This window comes from Streptococcus caprae, from assembly GCF_042649745.1.
GTDB lineage: Bacteria > Bacillota > Bacilli > Lactobacillales > Streptococcaceae > Streptococcus > Streptococcus caprae.
Genome location: NZ_JBHRZV010000053.1, coordinates 119,799 through 137,298, shown reverse-complemented (window position 1 = coordinate 137,298; position 17,500 = coordinate 119,799). Strand labels below are relative to the sequence as shown.

At 44.7% G+C, this 17,500-nt stretch carries 18 protein-coding genes; 12 read left to right on the top strand and 6 right to left on the bottom strand.

Features of this window, described 5'->3' with window-relative positions; all coding sequences use genetic code 11:
• Window positions 1-31: 31 nt before the first annotated feature.
• Window positions 32-1,369: an MATE family efflux transporter gene (locus ACFORF_RS11120; RefSeq protein WP_380428212.1), complete on the bottom strand. Its 1,338-nt coding sequence runs from the start codon at window positions 1,367-1,369 to the stop codon at window positions 32-34.
• Window positions 1,370-1,494: 125 nt separating this feature from the next.
• Between ACFORF_RS11120 and ACFORF_RS11115 the strand changes: the two genes are divergently transcribed.
• Window positions 1,495-2,229: a hypothetical protein gene (locus tag ACFORF_RS11115; protein ID WP_380428210.1), complete on the top strand. Its 735-nt coding sequence runs from the start codon at window positions 1,495-1,497 to the stop codon at window positions 2,227-2,229.
• 156 nt (window positions 2,230-2,385) lie between these two features.
• On the opposite strand, the gene ACFORF_RS11110 is transcribed toward ACFORF_RS11115, so the two are convergent.
• Window positions 2,386-3,240 carry a helix-turn-helix domain-containing protein gene (locus ACFORF_RS11110; RefSeq protein ID WP_380428208.1) on the bottom strand — a complete coding sequence of 285 codons (855 nt, stop codon included), beginning with the start codon at window positions 3,238-3,240 and terminating at the stop codon, window positions 2,386-2,388.
• Window positions 3,241-3,519: 279 nt separating this feature from the next.
• Here ACFORF_RS11110 and ACFORF_RS11105 point away from each other — a divergent pair, with 279 nt between their 5' ends.
• Complete coding sequence (locus tag ACFORF_RS11105) at window positions 3,520-3,936, top strand: hypothetical protein (protein WP_380428206.1); 417 nt, start codon at window positions 3,520-3,522, stop codon at window positions 3,934-3,936.
• Between the two features lie 225 nt (window positions 3,937-4,161).
• Complete coding sequence (locus ACFORF_RS11100; RefSeq protein ID WP_380428205.1) at window positions 4,162-4,404, top strand: hypothetical protein; 243 nt, start codon at window positions 4,162-4,164, stop codon at window positions 4,402-4,404.
• 59 nt (window positions 4,405-4,463) lie between these two features.
• On the opposite strand, the gene ACFORF_RS11095 is transcribed toward ACFORF_RS11100, so the two are convergent.
• On the bottom strand, window positions 4,464-4,769 hold the full coding sequence (locus ACFORF_RS11095) for a hypothetical protein (RefSeq protein ID WP_380428203.1): 306 nt from the start codon (window positions 4,767-4,769) through the stop codon (window positions 4,464-4,466).
• A 296-nt stretch (window positions 4,770-5,065) separates the two neighbouring features.
• Here ACFORF_RS11095 and ACFORF_RS11090 point away from each other — a divergent pair, with 296 nt between their 5' ends.
• Window positions 5,066-5,779: a polyphosphate polymerase domain-containing protein gene (locus tag ACFORF_RS11090; RefSeq protein ID WP_380428201.1), complete on the top strand. Its 714-nt coding sequence runs from the start codon at window positions 5,066-5,068 to the stop codon at window positions 5,777-5,779.
• 1 nt (window position 5,780) lies between these two features.
• On the top strand, window positions 5,781-6,464 hold the full coding sequence (locus ACFORF_RS11085; RefSeq protein ID WP_380428199.1) for a DUF4956 domain-containing protein: 684 nt from the start codon (window positions 5,781-5,783) through the stop codon (window positions 6,462-6,464).
• A 150-nt stretch (window positions 6,465-6,614) separates the two neighbouring features.
• On the opposite strand, the gene ald is transcribed toward ACFORF_RS11085, so the two are convergent.
• A complete protein-coding gene (gene ald / locus ACFORF_RS11080) occupies window positions 6,615-7,718 on the bottom strand; it encodes an alanine dehydrogenase (RefSeq protein WP_380428197.1) in 1,104 nt (367 codons plus the stop codon).
• Window positions 7,719-7,996: 278 nt separating this feature from the next.
• Here ald and trhO point away from each other — a divergent pair, with 278 nt between their 5' ends.
• Window positions 7,997-8,983, top strand: a complete 987-nt coding sequence (gene trhO, locus ACFORF_RS11075; RefSeq protein WP_380428195.1) for an oxygen-dependent tRNA uridine(34) hydroxylase TrhO — start codon at window positions 7,997-7,999, stop codon at window positions 8,981-8,983.
• A 132-nt stretch (window positions 8,984-9,115) separates the two neighbouring features.
• On the opposite strand, the gene ACFORF_RS11070 is transcribed toward trhO, so the two are convergent.
• The gene (locus tag ACFORF_RS11070; protein ID WP_380428193.1) at window positions 9,116-9,292 is read right to left on the bottom strand and encodes a DUF3042 family protein; all 177 of its coding nucleotides are present in this window, start codon (window positions 9,290-9,292) and stop codon (window positions 9,116-9,118) included.
• 117 nt (window positions 9,293-9,409) lie between these two features.
• Between ACFORF_RS11070 and miaA the strand changes: the two genes are divergently transcribed.
• The 6 genes from miaA to recJ all read left to right on the top strand — a co-directional run bounded on the left by miaA (window position 9,410) and on the right by recJ (window position 16,507).
• Window positions 9,410-10,306, top strand: coding sequence for a tRNA (adenosine(37)-N6)-dimethylallyltransferase MiaA (miaA, locus tag ACFORF_RS11065; protein WP_380428191.1), 897 nt, complete (start codon window positions 9,410-9,412; stop codon window positions 10,304-10,306).
• Window positions 10,307-10,476: 170 nt separating this feature from the next.
• Window positions 10,477-11,712: a GTPase HflX gene (gene hflX / locus ACFORF_RS11060; RefSeq protein WP_380428189.1), complete on the top strand. Its 1,236-nt coding sequence runs from the start codon at window positions 10,477-10,479 to the stop codon at window positions 11,710-11,712.
• Window positions 11,705-12,352, top strand: a complete 648-nt coding sequence (locus ACFORF_RS11055; RefSeq protein WP_380428187.1) for a cystathionine beta-lyase — start codon at window positions 11,705-11,707, stop codon at window positions 12,350-12,352. Before hflX ends, ACFORF_RS11055 begins: the two co-directional genes overlap by 8 nt.
• An 18-nt stretch (window positions 12,353-12,370) precedes the next feature.
• Window positions 12,371-13,300, top strand: coding sequence for a ribonuclease Z (gene rnz, locus ACFORF_RS11050; RefSeq protein ID WP_380428185.1), 930 nt, complete (start codon window positions 12,371-12,373; stop codon window positions 13,298-13,300).
• Window positions 13,297-14,070 carry an SDR family NAD(P)-dependent oxidoreductase gene (locus tag ACFORF_RS11045; protein ID WP_380428183.1) on the top strand — a complete coding sequence of 258 codons (774 nt, stop codon included), beginning with the start codon at window positions 13,297-13,299 and terminating at the stop codon, window positions 14,068-14,070. Before rnz ends, ACFORF_RS11045 begins: the two co-directional genes overlap by 4 nt.
• A 238-nt stretch (window positions 14,071-14,308) precedes the next feature.
• Window positions 14,309-16,507, top strand: a complete 2,199-nt coding sequence (gene recJ / locus ACFORF_RS11040) for a single-stranded-DNA-specific exonuclease RecJ (protein WP_380428181.1) — start codon at window positions 14,309-14,311, stop codon at window positions 16,505-16,507.
• Window positions 16,508-16,813: 306 nt separating this feature from the next.
• Here the strand turns inward: recJ and ACFORF_RS11035 are convergent.
• The coding region (locus ACFORF_RS11035) for an IS30 family transposase (RefSeq protein WP_380428179.1) at window positions 16,814-17,500 on the bottom strand (687 nt) is incomplete at its 5' end.

Sequence of the window (17,500 nt, the reverse complement as noted above, 5' to 3'; positions counted from 1 at the left end):
TGAAGTTGCATCCCAACTTCAGGTTTTTCTATTACACTTTTTCACCGTTTTTCAATTTTCTAGAGAGTTTGATGGCGGTAGGAACGAGGACACCGACACTGCCAAACCAGGCGGCGGGGCTGGCAGCAGCCACACCTGGGAAACCAAAGTAAATCAGTCCTACGATGGCAACAATGGCACGGAAGACCAGCTCCATAAATCCTGCAAGGGTTGGAGCGAAGCTTTTACCCAAACCTTGGATAAAATAGCGGAGGCTAAAGAGGATGGCCAGTACCCAGTAGCAGATACCGTTGATGACATAGTAGGTGGAGGCCAGGTTGAGAACATTCTGCGAGGCATTGGCAATGAAGAGGGCAGAGAAGAAGTCTGCAAAGGTGATGAGCAAAATCGCATAGAAGACTGACCAGGCTAGGTTAACTATCAGGGACTGTTTCAAACCTTCCAGGATGCGATGGTATTTCTTGGCTCCATAGTTTTGTGCGGTGAAGGTTGAGATGGCCTGGCCCAAGTTCATCATAGGCAGCATGGCCAACTGATCCGTCCGAGTAGCAATCGAAGCAGCAGCAATGGCATCAGTCCCCAATTTATTAAGGGCGACCTGCAAAGTTAGCGAGCCAATGGCGATAATTGAGGCCTGAAAGCCCATAGGAAAGCCAATGCTGACATGGCGCTGCAAATCTTTCTTGTTCAGCTTTAGATCCTCACGCTTGAGCTGGAAGTAAGGTAATTTAAAATGAATGTAGAGCACTAGCAGTCCCACAGAGAGAGCCTGAGCAATAATGGTCGCAAGCCCTGCCCCAAAGACACCCATGTGGAAGTTCAAAATAAAGGAAAAGTCCAGGAAAACATTGACCAGACAGGCAAAAATAAGAGCATAGAGAGGTGTCTTGGCATCGCCTAAGGCCCGGATAACGTTGGACAGGTAGTTATAGAGCACCGTGAAGATAGCGCCACCAAAAATAGCTGTCAGAAAGGCCTGGGACTGGTCGATAAGCTCTGCTGGTGTCTGCATAAGCTCCAACAGGGGATGCAGGAAGGTCAGGGCCAATACCGTCAAGACTAGACCAACACCCAGTGACAGGCTCAAGCCATGAACAAAGCTCCGCTTTAAGCCATCGTAATCCTTGGCCCCAAAACGTTGAGCTGTTACGATAGAAAGACCAGCCGTCAGTCCCTGGGCAAAGCCCAAAATCAAAAAGGTAATGGAACCCGTAGCCCCAACGCTAGCAAAGGCGGTCTGTCCCAGTATTTGCCCCACAATCATCGAGTCAGCAAAATTATAGGCCAGTTGGAAAAAACTTCCAATAATCAGTGGTACGGTAAAGGCTAAAATCACCTTGAGGGGCTTGCCCTGTGTTAAATCATTCATAAAAAACTCCAATCTCCCTATTTTAACGCTTTTCCCAAGCGCGTGCAAGGATGAAAACGTTTTAACATTCGTTTTATTTCCCTAAAAATTATGGTAGAATAAGGAAAAATGCTTGGAGGTCTAACATGCGCGACAATCACCTACACACCCACCATTCCTTTGACTCAGATGCGGCCTTTCGCGACTATCTGGATCACTACGACGGCGAACTGGTTACCACGGAGCACTTTGACCTGTCCAACCCCTTCAGCAAGCGGGATGATATTCCTGATTACGATGCTTATTCGGCAGAAATAGCAGAGCTCAACCAGCACTATGACAACCGCATCAAAAAGGGAATTGAAATTGGCTACTACCAGCCCCGCGAGGCTGACATTATTGCCTTTCTTGCGGACAAGGACTACGACCTCAAACTCCTCTCTGTTCATCACAACGGAGTGAATGACTATCTGGATGCAGAGGTTGCTGACATGGATAGGCATACCCTCATGATGGATTACTTGGGAAGGCTTGAGCATGCCATCGGCCGTGTAGAAGCTGATGTCCTAGCCCACTTTGACTATGGTTTTCGTCTGTTTGAGATGACAGTCGAAGAGTTGAAGGTCTATGAAGCCCAGCTCCGCCATATTTTCCAAAAAATGATCGACCATAATCTGGCCTTTGAACTCAACAGCAAGTCCATGTACCTCTATGGCCATGAGCATCTCTACCTCTACGCCCTAGACCTAGTGCAAGAGCTGGGCTGCAAGCGTTACTCGGTCGGCTCAGATGGCCATAAACTAGAGCACTTCCAACTCAAATTTGACCGTATCCAAGACATCTTAAATGACTATGGAATTGAGGAAGGGGAGTTGGTGTAAGAATGTTTTCTAAGAAAAGTAATTTTGGATGACGATAGCTTAAGTTGACGGAATAGTGCTTACGTATTTTAGAATGTACTGATTTTAATATCGGAGTCTGCACTTTCAGAAAAATGGATAATTGATATATAAAACGTGAGTCAGCATGTAGTTGACTCACGTTTTATAGTAAAGAGAAATCTCTTTTTTTAAGGTTATTATGAGCTGATTTTCACCAGTAATCTCAAGTAGATGTAATCCTTGAACAATCAGGTGTTGATCTCGTTTACAGATACCGAGGCGAACTTGACTGTAGCCCAAGTGGTCAAACCGTTTTGTTTCCATTGCTAACTCATATAGCATCTCGCTAAGACGTTCGCACTCAGAAAACTGCCTATTATGAAGATAAATACTAGATAAGTTTCCTAAGATACCAGATTTAATTGTTTTTATATCATAGTAGTCTTTGTATTTATTCAAGCTATCAAGAATTTTATCCGTAGTTTCTGGTAAGGTCTCGAGAGGAAATGAAAAGAGAATGGCATTTAAGAGTTTTAAATCGCGTTCATACCAAACATCTTGCTTTTGTAGGTAATCCCAAGCTTTTTCTACAGTTTGCATAAGAATTTCACTGGGATTGATGAAGCCAGATTGACGAACTTCAATAAAGACGGTTATGAGGTCTAAAAGCCTTGAAACGGGTACATCGTGGTGGATAGACAAATAATCTTGGCAAAGTTTTTGAAAGTCAATCAGTTCCTCAACGCCTGCACTAGAGGCATGATTGTAGACTTTATTGAAAATATCTTGTCGCTTACTCGGCTGATAGTAGTGACAAATATAGTAAAACTCCTCAAGGCTCATATTGATTTGATTGAGTAAAAAAATCATGTGATCAAAGTTTGGAATAGTTTTTCCAGCTTCGATTTTTGCCAGAGTTGTCCGAGAAATTTCATCACCACAAACCTCTGCTTGAGTCAGCCCTTTTGATTTTCTAATCTCTTTATAAACCTTTCCAAAATCCCATCTCATTGCTTGCCTCCTTAAAAATGTGAATAAAGTTTACAAAATGAATATTTTAACTATTGTATCATAAACATAAAGAAATGGTGGAATAAATATGAAAAAATTAAATTTACAATTGTTGCTAGTATTACTATCAGTTGTTACGCTTCTTAGTGAATCAGATTGGAGCTGGTTATGGACTAGTATTAAAAAATAACAAAAAGATAGGAGTGAGACCGATGTACTATTAGTCGTTGTTTGATTATTAATGTTAAGATTATTTCTTTTTAGATAAGTAGTCATATTATGAAAATTGTAAATTTTAAAAACCTAAAAAGTTTAATTATTATAATGAGTTTATTTTGGTCATTCTCTTTTATAAATAATGTATCTGCAGATACCCAACTTTTTGATGTTCCAGAATATGAACGGGCACTTGTACAACAGTATATTCACCGTTCGAATGATGGCATTTTGGTTTTAAATACTGATGAGGCGATAGCAGCTGGAATCAATGAAGAATTACTAGGTGAATTATCTCAAAATATTAGCGAAATGAATGTTGTCGTAATCGAGGGTAAAGGTTATATTGGAATCGATAATGTTTTACGATATAGAAATGTAGGTGTACTTTTAGAGCAGCTGGTGGTACAAGGGTGGAATCCTACTGGTAGGGTGAAACACGTATTTATATTTCAGCAAGTGATGCAAGGAGCTCACTAAATGCTCTAAAGCAAACTGGTAGTACAGCTAATGCAGTGTTTTCCTAGGTCTCAGTCCCAAATTATTTGAAGTCTACTATTACTAATGTAATAGGTCATAACATAAACATTACTCAGTAAGCTGTTAATCAAGGAAGAGGTTTGTTAATGATTGTTACCAATGCAGGTGGAGTTTCTCTGATGTTAAACTAGAGGATTATAGTGTTCATAGAAAGGAGGTCCTATCATGCGGCTATTTCAGTTCTATAGACTTTTAACTGTTCTTAGATTTGTTATATTCTTACTGACTCAGTATGCAGATTTTCAGACTGCTGGTTGGGTGACTGGTTTAGATTACCTTTTAATTCCTCTATCGATTTTTGGTTTCATGTATTTTCTTGAGCACTATGAGCAGTATGGATGGAAAATCTGGTACTTCTTTATTCCAATTTGGGTCCCAGTGCATCCTAAGGGAGTCTGTGTTGATTAAGGCCATGAGAAATTATAAAATTGCATCTCCGTCAGGTTCGCTGACGGAGATACATTTTTTTATAGGATAAAGGGTTCGATTTTGATGGCTTCTTGGTCAGCATATTTGTCTTTAATGTCCTGTGCGACATCAGCATACAGGCCACGAAGGCGCTCAATTTTCTCTGGGAATTGGGGGCCGATATAGTGGAACTGGCATTCGATGGTTAAAAAGAGTTCGTGAAAGAGGGTATTCATCTCTTCGATTTTTTCCAGAAGGGCAGTATCCTCCTTGAGGAAGAATGGAGCAGTCTTACGCTGGTCCAGGAGGGCGTCAATAGGTTTTAGGGGATAGGAGCCGTACTCCAAGCAAAGTTCGTAGTTCATAAAATACCTCGCTCTAACAATTGTAGTTTCATCATATCACACTTGGTCCGGCTTTCAAAGTCAGACCTCTTTTGATACTCTTCCAAAATCAAAGCTATACCTTGTTAGGTTTTCTTGCCTAACCCTCTTATATCTGCGTCAACTTGCCTTGTCTCTTTGGATTTTGAGTGAGTATGAGTTTAAGGGTTTTATAAGCTTTCTTTTAGGCTTGTTTAAAGAATGCTCAGTAAACTAATACTCGTAAACGACAGAAGCTCTGCTATTGTCCAAATGAAGCTAAGAAAGAGGAATGACTGATGACTAAGGTACAAAAGAAATTTAAGCGCAAGGAAACCAAGTATATCGTGGATAAGGAGACCTTTGCCCTGTTTGCGGAGGACCTTAAGTCCTACATGGTGGCGGATGATTTTGCGACATCAACCATCACCAATATCTATTTTGATAATGCCAACTTTGACATGATTCAGGACTCCTTGGCTAAGAAAAATGGCCGTGAGAAGATCCGTATGCGGGTCTATGATAGCCAGCCATCAGACCAAAGCGAAGCTTTTTTAGAAATTAAGAAGAAGGAGGAGGGGATTGGTTACAAGTTCCGCCTGACTTCAACGCCTGAGTCTGTCATGAACTACATGCTCAATGATGAGGCAGATAGCACGATTATAGATGCTAAGGTTTTGGAAGAAATGGAAGATCTTCGCCAGCGTTATGGAACAATCGTGCCGATGATGTACATCTACTACGACCGTGTGTCCTTTAAGGGCATCGAGGACAAGAAGATTCGTCTCACCATTGACCAGAATCTTCTCTACCGAGACTACGCAGTTGATGTCAATGAGGGCAAATTTGGCCGTGACCTCTTGGACCCAAGCAAGGTCATCATGGAAATCAAGGTTCCTGGAGAATTGCCAACTTGGCTAGCGGAACTCTTGGATAAGTACGGGATTGAGAAGCAGTCCTTCTCCAAATACGGGAACGCCTACAAGCTCTCCCACAATCTGATCGGAGGATAGGGTGAATACAGATTTATTTTCAAGTATTTTTACAACCTCAAACACTAATTTGACGGTGAGCCAGGGAGCCCTGACTATGGGGACCAGTCTGATTCTGGGAATCTTATTGGCAGCGGTCTATAAGTATCGGACCCAGTACAGTAAGGAATTTGTCATGACCCTGGCGCTCCTACCAACTCTTGTGTCTATGATTATCTTCCTGGTCAGTGGGAATTTGGGGACATCAGTAGCGGTGGCAGGAACCTTCTCCCTGATTAAATTCCGTTCCGCTAACGGGACCTCTAAGGAGTTGTTGTCAGTCTTTATCGCGACAGCCATTGGTCTAGCGACCGGGACAGGCTATCTGATGCTGGCATCGGTCTTCACACTTGTGGTATTGACCATGATTCTCATCTTTGAAAATACCAAGTTCATCCAAATTAACGAGAATAGACGGCATATTCTCCTGACCGTCCCTCTCCAATTTGAGTATGAGAATTTCTTCCCCAATCATTTTGGTAAGGCCTGCAAGTCAGCCAGTCTAGAATCTATCAAGTATAAGAAGAACAAGGAAGCCTTAATCTTGGAATACATTGTCGAATTTGACAGTTCCATCAAGGATAAACTTCTCATGGATACGATTCTTGCGACCCACCCTATCGATTTGGTCCTCAATAAGCAAGCGCCTAAGAAAAAACGTCTGTAATACTTTGTGAACTCAGAAGCTACCTTAGTATAGCATCTATTATGATTTCATCAATTTGTCTCGTCAAATGAGATTTGAGACGAATGGCACAGAATGACAAAACCAGCCTCGTTGATCACGAGAGCTGGTTTTTAAGTCTTGTCGATTTTGTTAGAAGGTGACTTCGCTGCAGTCAAGGCCGAGTGAGTCAGCGACAGCCTTGTTGGTCACTTTGCCGTGGTAGATGTTGAGTCCGCTGCGAAGGGCTGGATTTTCAGCGACAGCTTTTTCCAAACCTTGGTTAGCCAATTCCAGAGCGTAAGGTAGGGTCGCATTGGTCAGGGCCATGGTTGAGGTCCGAGCAACGGCACCTGGCATGTTGGCAACAGCATAGTGAAGGACACCATCAACGACATAGGTTGGCTCGTCATGAGTCGTTACCTTATCAGCTGTTTCGATGATACCGCCTTGGTCAACAGCCACGTCAACAACAACGGAACCCTGTTTCATGCTGGCAATCATGTCGCGCGTGACCAACTTAGGTGCACGAGCTCCAGGTATAAGAACCGCACCGATAACGAGGTCGGCAGATTTAACAGTATCAGCGATGTTGAGGGCATTTGACATGAGGGTTTGAACCTTGCCGTCAAATTGGGCATCAAGCTCAGCCAGGCGAGTGGTGTTGACATCGAGAATGGTCACGTTGGCACCGAGACCGACAGCCATTTGAGCTGCGTTGGTCCCAACAGAGCCACCGCCGATGATAACTACATTAGCTTTTTGAACTCCTGGAACACCGCCGAGAAGGACACCTGAGCCCCCTTCGTTAGTGGTTAAGAACTGTGCTCCTAACTGAATAGCCATGCGTCCAGCCACTTGGCTCATCGGATCAAGAAGTGGTAGGGTACCACGGTCGATGACAGTTTCATAAGCGACTCCGGCTAAACCGCCGTCAAGCAGGGCTTGCGTCAGTTCTGGAGCAGGTGCCAAATGAAGGTAAGTGAAGAGCAGGAGGTCATCACGGAAGAAGCCATACTCAGCTTCCAAGGGTTCCTTAACCTTAATGACCATGTCAGCAGCCCAAGTTTCGGCAGCAGTAGGTTTGATGATAGCCCCCTGTGTCTCGTAGTCAACGTCCGTAAAGCCTGATCCTAAACCAGCCTGGGTTTCAACCCAAACCTCATGGCCAGCCTGTTTAAAGGCTAAGACACCAGCAGGTGTGATACCGACCCGGTTTTCATTGTTTTTAATTTCCTTTGGAACACCAATAATCATAGATTTTTCCTCACTTTTTTAAATCCTTAGTCATTTGTGACCTAGGTAACAAGATTATTTTATAATAAAAACGCTTACAAGTCAATAAAGAATTGAAAACTCTATTATGAAAACACGAAAAACGTATCATATTTTTTCAATTTTTCTCTCTATGAAAAATAGCAAAGCTCTGCCATTTTTCCGGTTCAGATTTTTGAAAAAAAAGCCATTTCAAGCTATACTTTGGAGGTGAAACTTTTTCACGAACTTAATCTATTGCAAAGAATAAGGAGACTATCATGGCAAATGATATTAGAGTATTGCTCTATTATAAATATGTGCCGATTGAAAATGCCCAAGAATATGCCAAAGAGCACTTGGAATTTTGTAAATCAATCGGACTCAAGGGCCGTATCCTGATTTCTGAAGAAGGAATCAACGGAACAGCCTCAGGTGACTACGAAACAACGCAGAAGTACATGGACTATGTTCACGCAGATGAACGTTTCTCAGACCTCTGGTTCAAGATTGACGAAGAGCCTGAGCAAGCCTTCAAGAAGATGTTTGTGCGTTACAAAAAAGAAATCGTTCACCTCGGTCTTGAAGACAATGACTTTGACAACGATATTAACCCACTAGAAATAACAGGTGAATACCTCAATCCACAACAGTTCAAAGAAGCACTCTTGGATGAGAATACGGTTGTTCTTGATACGCGTAATGACTACGAATATGACCTCGGTCACTTCCGTGGTGCCATTCGTCCAGACATTCGCAACTTCCGTGAGTTACCACAATGGGTTCGTGACAACAAAGAAAAATTCATGGACAAACGTGTCGTAGTATACTGTACCGGTGGGGTTCGCTGTGAGAAATTCTCAGGCTGGATGGTTCGTGAAGGCTACAAAGATGTTGGCCAACTTCATGGAGGTATCGTGACTTACGGTAAGGATCCAGAAGTTCAAGGTGAACTTTGGGACGGTAAGATGTACGTCTTTGACGAACGTATTGCTGTAGACGTAAACCATGTTGATCCAAAAGTAATCGGGAAGGACTGGTTCGATGGAACGCCATGTGAACGTTACGTTAATTGTGCAAATCCATTCTGTAACCGTCATATGTTGACGTCTGAAGAAAACGAACACAAGTACGTTCGTGGTTGTTCAGCAGAATGCCGTGCTCATGCCAAAAACCGCTATGTGGTAGAGAACGGATTGACCCATGAAGAATGGGCAGCAAGACTAGCGGAACTTGGAGAAACTTTGGAAATTGTAACTCCAGCCTAATCTGTTGACATAGACAAAACCAGCCTAAGGGCTGGTTTTTTTGGTGGAGTAACATTTTAGAGTTGGTTTTTTAACAAGGATAAAAAAACCACCGTCATAGAATAACGGTGGAATTTAGAAATACATTGCAGCTTAGCGCGCTGTGCGGCGGCGGGCTGCTTTTTTGCGGTTTTCTTCGATGAAGGCTGCTTTTTCTTCTTCAGGGTCGATGATGGTTTTCTTAACAGCGAAAACTGCACCAGCGACAGCAGCTGCTGTGCCGACGATACCGGTTGCTAAACCTTTTGCAAATTGGAATTTTTTAGCCATAATAAGTCTCCTTTTTTCTAGGAAGTGAGGTCTTGCCGATAGCCTAAACCTCCTTCCAATTCCATCTATGATATAATATATGATAGCGAATTTAAAGACGAAATTCAAGGAAAAACCATGAAAACGAAAATTATTGTTATTGTCGGACCAACAGCCGTTGGAAAGACAGCCCTGGGGATTGGGCTAGCTCAAAAGTTTCAGGGAGAAATCATTAGTGGTGATAGCCAACAAGTTTATCGCAAGCTAGATATCGGAACGGCCAAGGCTAGTCCTGAGGAGCAGGCTGCAGCTCGTCATCATCTTATCGATGTCCGTGAGGTCACTGAAACCTACTCGGCCTATGATTTTGTCCAGGAAGCACGGACTGCCATAAGCGATGTGACCAGCCGTGGTAAGGTTCCCATCATTGTTGGTGGCACAGGCCTCTATCTTCAGAGCCTCATCGAGGGCTACCATCTCGGTGGTCAGGTTGATCAGGAGGCAGTTTTGGCCTACCGTCAGGAGTTGGAACTCTTATCAGATTCTGATTTGTTTGGAAAAATAGCAGAGCTGGACATTGAGATAGCTGAACTGAACAGACGGCGCGCCATCCGAGCGCTGGAAATAGCAAAATTCAATCCTGATGCAGAGAATAATGAGAGCGAATATGACGCTTTGCTGATCGGTCTCAATGCGGACCGTCAGCTCATTTATGACCGTATCAATCTGAGGGTTGATTTGATGATGGACCATGGCTTGTTAGATGAAGCTAGCTGGCTCTATGAAAATTACCCTACTTGTCAGGCCAGTCGAGGGATCGGCTACAAGGAACTCTTTCCCTATTTTGCAGGAGAAGCCAGCTTGGATGAGGTGACGGATAAGCTCAAGCAGAACACACGTCGCTTTGCTAAGCGTCAACTGACTTGGTTCCGCAATCGTATGGATGTGGACTTCTATGACATTACGGAACCGGATTTTAAAGCGCAAATTGAGGCGAAGGTCTCAGCATTTTTAAAGGTGGAGCCTCAGATTTAGTATAGCTATGGTTAAATTAATATTGACGCAAACTTTCTAAGGCCTCCCAGTTTGATTTTTAAAAGAGAAAGGAAAACCAGTCCTTTTCCAACTAGGGAAAATCCAGCAGCTATGCTATAATAGGAAGGATTATCTGGCAAGCTCTGCCTTGTCCTAAAAGAGGTGAGAATATGATAGACACCCAAAAGCGCCAGGAGCGCGTGATACTTGTAGGTGTGGAGCTCCAGGAGACGGAGCATTTTGACCAGTCCATGGCGGAGCTGGCCAGTCTGGCTCGGACAGCTGGAGCGGAGGTCATTGGGGCCTACAGCCAAAAACGGGACCGCTACGACAGCAAGGCCTTTATCGGTTCTGGGAAATTAGAAGAAATCAAGGCCATTATCGAGGGCGAGGAGATTGATACGGTTGTGGTTAACAACCGTCTAACCGCCCGTCAAAATACCAATCTGGAAACTGCTCTGGAGGTTAAGGTCATCGACCGCATGCAGTTGATTTTAGATATCTTTGCCATGCGGGCTCGGAGTTACGAGGGCAAGTTGCAGGTGCATCTGGCCCAGCTCAAGTACATGTTACCACGTCTGGTCGGCCAAGGAATTATGCTCAGTCGTCAGGCTGGGGGAATTGGTAGCCGCGGTCCAGGTGAGAGTCAACTGGAATTGAACCGTCGTAGTATCCGCAATCAAATTCGGGACATTGAGCAACAACTCAAGCGAGTTGAGGCCAATCGGCAGACTTCTCGGGATAAGCGGATCCAGTCCACTGCCTTTAAAATTGGCTTGGTCGGCTACACCAATGCCGGTAAATCCACCATTATGAATGCCTTGACGGATAACCGTCAGTATGAGGCAGACGAACTGTTTGCGACCTTGGATGCCACAACGAAACAGATTTATTTGGATGGCAAGTTTGAGGCGACCTTGACAGATACTGTTGGTTTTATCCAAGACCTGCCGACAGAACTGGTCGCTGCCTTTAAGTCAACCCTTGAAGAGAGTCGCCATCTGGATCTCTTGATTCATGTTATCGATGCCTCGGATCCCAATCATGAAGAGCAGGAGAAGGTGGTTTTGGGAATCTTGGAAGACTTGGATATGTTGGATATTCCACGCTTGACCCTCTATAATAAGATGGATCAGGCCCAAGACTTTACCGCAACCCTCTTTCCCTATGAGTCTGTTTCAGCCAAAAGTGAGACAGCTCGAGCTGATTTGCGCGACCTCTTAATCAGGTCCATTAAGGAGCGATTTGTTGCCTTTGATATCAAGATTAATCCTAGTCAATTATACAAGGTTTACGACTTGGGTAAGGTGGCTTTGCTCAATCATGAAGATTTAGAGGAGTCAGAGCGCTTGCGGGGCTATATTGCTCCTGAGCACCAGTGGCGTTTGGAGGCTTTTTATGACTGATTATGTAGATTTAGCCCTGACCTATGGTGGTTTTACCAGCCTGGATAAGGTTTATTTGACAAGGGTTTTGGCAGAGATGACGGAGTCAGAGCGCCTGACCTTTATCACGCCGCCTCCTAGTGTGATTAACGCCTACTTTGCGGAGACCTATCAGAAGCAGGGGTCCGAGGCTGCGACAGCCTACTTTTTTGAACTCAGTCAGGCCCTGCAACTTTTTCAAACAGCCCCTAGTTTTGCGGAGGTCAAGCCCTTTGTGCGCTTGAATTTATCAGGACAGAGTTATGGTTTTTGCTTTGCGAATGAGCAGGAGCAGGCTCTTGTCTTTGCTGAGGAACCCCAGCCTGTAACAGCGGAGCTTTGCTTTAACATTGCCCAGCTCTTTCCTCAGTATGAGATTCGTTCACAGGGGGATAGGGTGTCCTTAAGACCGCTGACTGTGGCGGGAGACATAGCAGAGCAGATAGACTTGCCAGGAGAGTTTCTGTTGACGACGGCAGAACGGCTGACGTCTGGTCTACTGAAGCTTTCGAGCTTTAACCAGGAGGAACTCCTAGAAGCAGCTCAGCTATTTCCAAATGCCCAAGTAGAAGCCTACGCCTACCAGCAACGCCAATTTATCGCCTATCTCAAGAATAGTTAGAAAGTAGAACACATCATTATGGAACTTCAATTTTTGGGGACAGGAGCGGGGCAGCCCTCGAAAGCTCGCAACGTTTCTTCCCTGGTCTTAAAACTTTTGGACGAGATTAATGAGGTCTGGATGTTTGACTGTGGGGAGGGGACGCAGAATCGTATCCTCGAAACGACCATCAAACCTCGGAAAATTCAAAAGATTTTTATCACGCATCTGCATGGGGATCACGTCCTGGGCTTGCCTGGTTTCTTGTCCAGTCGGTCCTTCCAATCTAGCGAGGAGCAGACGGATATTGACTTGTATGGTCCAGTCGGCATTCGGAATTTTGTCATGACTAGCTTGCGGGTGACAGGGACCCGCTTGCCCTACCGGATTCATTTTCATGAATTTGACGAAACCAGTCTGGGGAAAATTCTGGAGACAGACAAGTTTACTGTCTACGCAGAGGAGTTGGATCACACGGTCTTTTGTGTTGGTTATCGCATCATCCAAAAGGATTTGGAGGGAACCCTGGATGCAGAGGGGCTAAAGGCTGCCGGTGTGCCTTTTGGACCTCTTTTTGGTCAGATTAAAAATGGCCAGAATGTTACCTTGGAAGACGGTCGTGTCATCTCTGCCAAGGACTTTATTTCAGAACCCAAAAAAGGTAAGGTTATCACCATTTTGGGAGATACCCGTAAGACCAATGCCAGCGTCCGCCTGGCCCTGGGAGCAGATGTCCTCGTTCACGAATCCACTTATGGTAAGGGAGACGAGCGCATCGCTGCAAAACATGGCCATTCAACCAATATGCAGGCTGCTGAAGTCGCCAAGGAAGCCTCTGCCAAACGGCTCTTGCTCAACCATATCTCGGCCCGCTTCTTGGGAAGAGACATCAGCAAGTTGGCCAAGGATGCTCAAACCGTCTTTGAAAATAGCCACGTGGTCAAGGACCTAGAAGAGGTTGTCCTATGACAGAAGTAAAGGAAAGAGTGACCCTCATCACGGGTGCCACAGGTGGGATTGCCCAGGAATTGATTAAGCTGGTGCCTGAGACAGACCACTTGATTTTGGTGGGACGAAGTAAGACCAAACTGGAAGACTTATATGGTCAATTGGGCCATGCGACTCTGGTAGCCTTGGACATTACAGACGATGAAGCGGTAGCAGAGCTGGTCGACAGCGTCTATGATAAGTTTGGTCGCATCGATATACTTGTCAACAATGCGGGATATGCTATTTACAAGGAGGCTGAGGCCTTTGCAATGGCTGAAATTCGCGACATGTTTAACGTGAATACCCTAGCTTCCATAAACTTTTGTCGGCTGGTTGCAGGTCGGATGAAACAGTCTGGTTCAGGTCATATCATCAACATCGTCAGCATGTCGGGCTACGTGGCGACGGCCAAGTCCTCCATCTACTCGGCGACCAAGTATGCCATGATCGGCTATTCGGATACCTTGCGCCTGGAAATGGCAGAGCATGGGGTTTATGTAACCACCATCAACCCTGGACCGGTCTCGACAGGATTTTTCGACCTTGCTGACCCAGACGGTAGCTATCAAAAGAGTGTCAAGGCCTTTACCCTGTCACCAGAGGTTGTTGCCCAGCGGATTTATCGTATCTTTGGTCAAAACAAACGCAACCTCAACATGCCTTGTATCCTCAGTGCTACCCACAAATTTTACACCCTCTTCCCCCGCTTATCGGATTGGTTTGCAAGAAATCTGTTTAATTTGAAATAAGCCTAATAAATTGTATCTATAAAGATGATTTTTAGTCTTGCTGCCACCTTGGTAATGGATAGAATGTGGCAGGAAAACGAGTTGTATTTAAAAATTAAACAGAGGAGAGGATTAAAAATAGCAGAGCATTGAAAATATTAGCTATTTATATAGATTAAGACCTAACTTCCCAAAGGAGGTTGGGTTTTTGGTATAATAAAAAGGATTGAATGAGCGAAGACATAAGAAAAGAGAGAACATGATTAAGACTAAATTTGACTGGGAAGTGTTGGATAGTCAACCGACCAAGGAGTTTTTGACCGCTGCTAAAAAGGAAGGCCTGACTAAGGATGTAGCCCAGATTGCCTATGGGCGTGGTATTGATACACCTGAAAAGCTGACTCATTTTTTGAAGGCAGACCTCTCAGATCTGCATGACCCCTACCTGCTCAATGACATGGACAAGGCAGTGACGCGGATTCGGGCCGCCATTGAAAACTATGAGCGAATTTTGGTCTATGGAGACTATGATGCGGATGGCATGACCTCAGCTTCGATTGTCAAGGAGGCTCTGGAGATGCTGGGGGCGGAGGTTGAGGTCTACTTGCCTAACCGCTTTACCGACGGCTACGGGCCCAACCAGTCTGTCTATAAATATTTTATTGAGCAGCAGGGTATTTCCCTTATCGTGACTGTGGACAATGGCGTAGCGGGACACGAGGCCATTGCCTATGCCCAGGAGCAGGGGGTTGATGTCATTGTGACGGACCACCATAGCTTGCCTGACGTTTTGCCAGAAGCCTTTGCCATTGTTCACCCAGAGCATCCAGCTGCAGATTATCCCTTCAAACACTTGGCGGGTTGCGGCGTGGCTTTCAAACTAGCGACAGCCCTGCTTGAAGAAATTCCTGCAGAATGTTTGGACCTGGTTGCTATCGGAACTATAGCTGATATGGTCAGCCTGCGGGATGAAAACCGTATCATGGTCAAGGTCGGTTTGGAAATGCTCAAGCAGACAGAACGTGTCGGTCTGCAAGAACTGATGAGTCTATCTGATGTGGATAGGTCTAGTCTCAACGAGGAGACCATTGGTTTTACCCTTGCTCCCCAGCTCAATGCCCTCGGGCGGTTGGACGATCCCAATCCTGCCTTGGAGCTCTTAACAGGTTTTGACGATGAGGCTGTCCATGACATAGCCCTCATGATCAAGGACAAAAATGAGGAACGCAAGGAGTTGGTTCAGCGAATTTATGAGGAGGCCATGGCTCTTGTGGATCCAACCAAACCCGCTCAGGTTTTGGCTAAGGAGGGTTGGCATCCTGGAGTTCTGGGGATCGTAGCGGGACGGATTTTGGAGCAGATTAGCCAGCCGGTCATCGTTCTTAATATTGAGGACGGCAGGGCCAAGGGTTCGGCCCGCAGTCCAGAGACTGTCAACCTTTTTGATGCCCTTAACCCTCACCGGGAGCTTTTTGTGGCTTTTGGGGGCCATAGCGGAGCGGCAGGGATGACCTTGGAGGTCGATCAGTTATCAGCCTTGGCAGAGGTTTTATCCAGCTATATCTTGGAAAACGAATTGGACCAGGGACAGAAGACTAAGTTGGTCCTCGATGATAAACTTAGCTTGGCAGACCTAGACCTAGACACGATTAAGGCCTTGGACAAGTTAGCACCTTTTGGCATGGATAATAAAAAGCCGGTCTTCTACCTGGATGATATTTCTGTCAAGCAGGCTCGGTCCATGGGACAAAATGGTGCCCACCTCAAACTTAAAATTGCCCAAGCAGGAACTCAACTAGATGTGGTGGCCTTTAATCAGGGACCAGAACTTCTCGATTTCCAGCAGGCCCAAGGCCTTGAGCTGGCCGTTACTTTGTCGGTCAACAAATGGAATGGTCAAACCACGCTTCAGCTCATGCTAGAGGATGCGCGTGTTGACGGCATCCAGCTCTACGATATCAGGGCCAAGTCAGCCATGGTACCTGCCGGTCTGGCTAACTTAGCAGAGAATAATGAAGCGACTGCCGTGGTCCTCATGGAGGTTCCAGACAGTCTGGCAGAGTTACGGCATCTCTTTGAAGGTCGTAACTTTGAGGCCATTTATTTCAAAAACCTCATCAAGACGCCTTATTATCTCGCTGGTTACGGAACCAGGGATCAGTATGCCAAACTCTACAAGACCATTTACCAGTTCCCAGAGTTTGATGTTCGCTACAAACTCAAAGAGCTCAGCCATTTCCTAAAAATCGACCAAATCCTTCTGGTCAAGATGATTCAAATCTTCGAGGAATTGGGCTTTGTTTCCATCACAGACGGTGTCATGACGGTCAACAAAGAGGCGGAAAAGCGCCCGATTTCTGATAGTCAAATCTATCAAGACCTGGTTGAAACCGTCAAATTCCAAGAACTGATGGCCCTGGGGACACCAGAAGAGATGTATAAAAAGATCAGAAGTTAGAATAATGATATACAGAAAATATATTCATGACTCTGAATTATATTCTTTAATATAACTCAGGCTGTAGACAAACCCTACTGGAAATTGAAATATTGCAAATTTATCGATTAAATACTACATAACAAAAACTCTCGAAAGTGTTGATAAAACAACCTTTTTGAGAGTTTTTAACTTTCTAAGTAAAATAAAAATGAGTCCAATTGTCAAGTCAAGTGCAACAATTTGTTTATCCTACTAAAGTGTTTTTCTCTAAGCAATTCGAGCTAGCTCGAATTGCTTAGTTGCTGAATGATAGTTGAGCAGTCTTCAAGGTCTATTGTTGATGGCATGGGTATAAGCCTCTAAATCTTCGGTGGTCAGGTCTTTTAGGGATTTTCCTTTTGGAACAAACTCTCTAAGTAAACCGTTAAAGTTTTCATTTGTTCCCCGTTCATGAGAGGCATAAGCATGAGCAAAATAGACCTCAACCCCCTCTAGTTGACTCAGTAAGGCAAATTCACTTCCGTTATCTGCAGTGATAGACTTGATGGGATAATCCTGCATGTAGTCCAACACCACTTGGTTAACGTATTCAGCTTTCTTTTCAGGGAGTTTAATCGTTAGTGCAAACCGTGACTGTCTTTCGACTAGAGTCCTAATAGAAGGCTCACCAACAGTCTTTAACCCAAGAACAGAGTCTATTTCCCAGTGTCCAAAGGTAGAACGATTTGTGATGGGATCAGGTCTATCTTCAATGGACAGTCCGAGAGGCTTCCTAGTAGAAGGATGCATTTTTCTTCTCTTACGAATACGAACTACTTTTGGCAAGTCTATTGGCTTGATGGTCAATAGTCCTTTGTGGATATAGTTATAGAGCGTTGTAATGCTGGGAATGATGTCTTCAGGATGGTCTCGATTATAGACATGAACAAACGTATCTACACTGGGTATTCTAGGCTTAGCAGTCATCGCTTCTTCAAATTCAGACAAGAATCTAGCAGAAACTTTATCAAA

Coding starts and splice junctions, on each gene's coding strand:
- ACFORF_RS11120 (WP_380428212.1), bottom strand. CDS start 1,369: ATGAATGATTTAACACAGGGCAAGCCCCTCAAGGTGATTTTAGCCTTT.
- ACFORF_RS11115 (WP_380428210.1), top strand. CDS start 1,495: ATGCGCGACAATCACCTACACACCCACCATTCCTTTGACTCAGATGCG.
- ACFORF_RS11110 (WP_380428208.1), bottom strand. CDS start 3,240: ATGAGATGGGATTTTGGAAAGGTTTATAAAGAGATTAGAAAATCAAAA.
- ACFORF_RS11105 (WP_380428206.1), top strand. CDS start 3,520: ATGAAAATTGTAAATTTTAAAAACCTAAAAAGTTTAATTATTATAATG.
- ACFORF_RS11100 (WP_380428205.1), top strand. CDS start 4,162: ATGCGGCTATTTCAGTTCTATAGACTTTTAACTGTTCTTAGATTTGTT.
- ACFORF_RS11095 (WP_380428203.1), bottom strand. CDS start 4,769: ATGAACTACGAACTTTGCTTGGAGTACGGCTCCTATCCCCTAAAACCT.
- ACFORF_RS11090 (WP_380428201.1), top strand. CDS start 5,066: ATGACTAAGGTACAAAAGAAATTTAAGCGCAAGGAAACCAAGTATATC.
- ald (WP_380428197.1), bottom strand. CDS start 7,718: ATGATTATTGGTGTTCCAAAGGAAATTAAAAACAATGAAAACCGGGTC.
- trhO (WP_380428195.1), top strand. CDS start 7,997: ATGGCAAATGATATTAGAGTATTGCTCTATTATAAATATGTGCCGATT.
- ACFORF_RS11070 (WP_380428193.1), bottom strand. CDS start 9,292: ATGGCTAAAAAATTCCAATTTGCAAAAGGTTTAGCAACCGGTATCGTC.
- miaA (WP_380428191.1), top strand. CDS start 9,410: ATGAAAACGAAAATTATTGTTATTGTCGGACCAACAGCCGTTGGAAAG.
- hflX (WP_380428189.1), top strand. CDS start 10,477: ATGATAGACACCCAAAAGCGCCAGGAGCGCGTGATACTTGTAGGTGTG.
- ACFORF_RS11055 (WP_380428187.1), top strand. CDS start 11,705: ATGACTGATTATGTAGATTTAGCCCTGACCTATGGTGGTTTTACCAGC.
- rnz (WP_380428185.1), top strand. CDS start 12,371: ATGGAACTTCAATTTTTGGGGACAGGAGCGGGGCAGCCCTCGAAAGCT.
- ACFORF_RS11045 (WP_380428183.1), top strand. CDS start 13,297: ATGACAGAAGTAAAGGAAAGAGTGACCCTCATCACGGGTGCCACAGGT.
- recJ (WP_380428181.1), top strand. CDS start 14,309: ATGATTAAGACTAAATTTGACTGGGAAGTGTTGGATAGTCAACCGACC.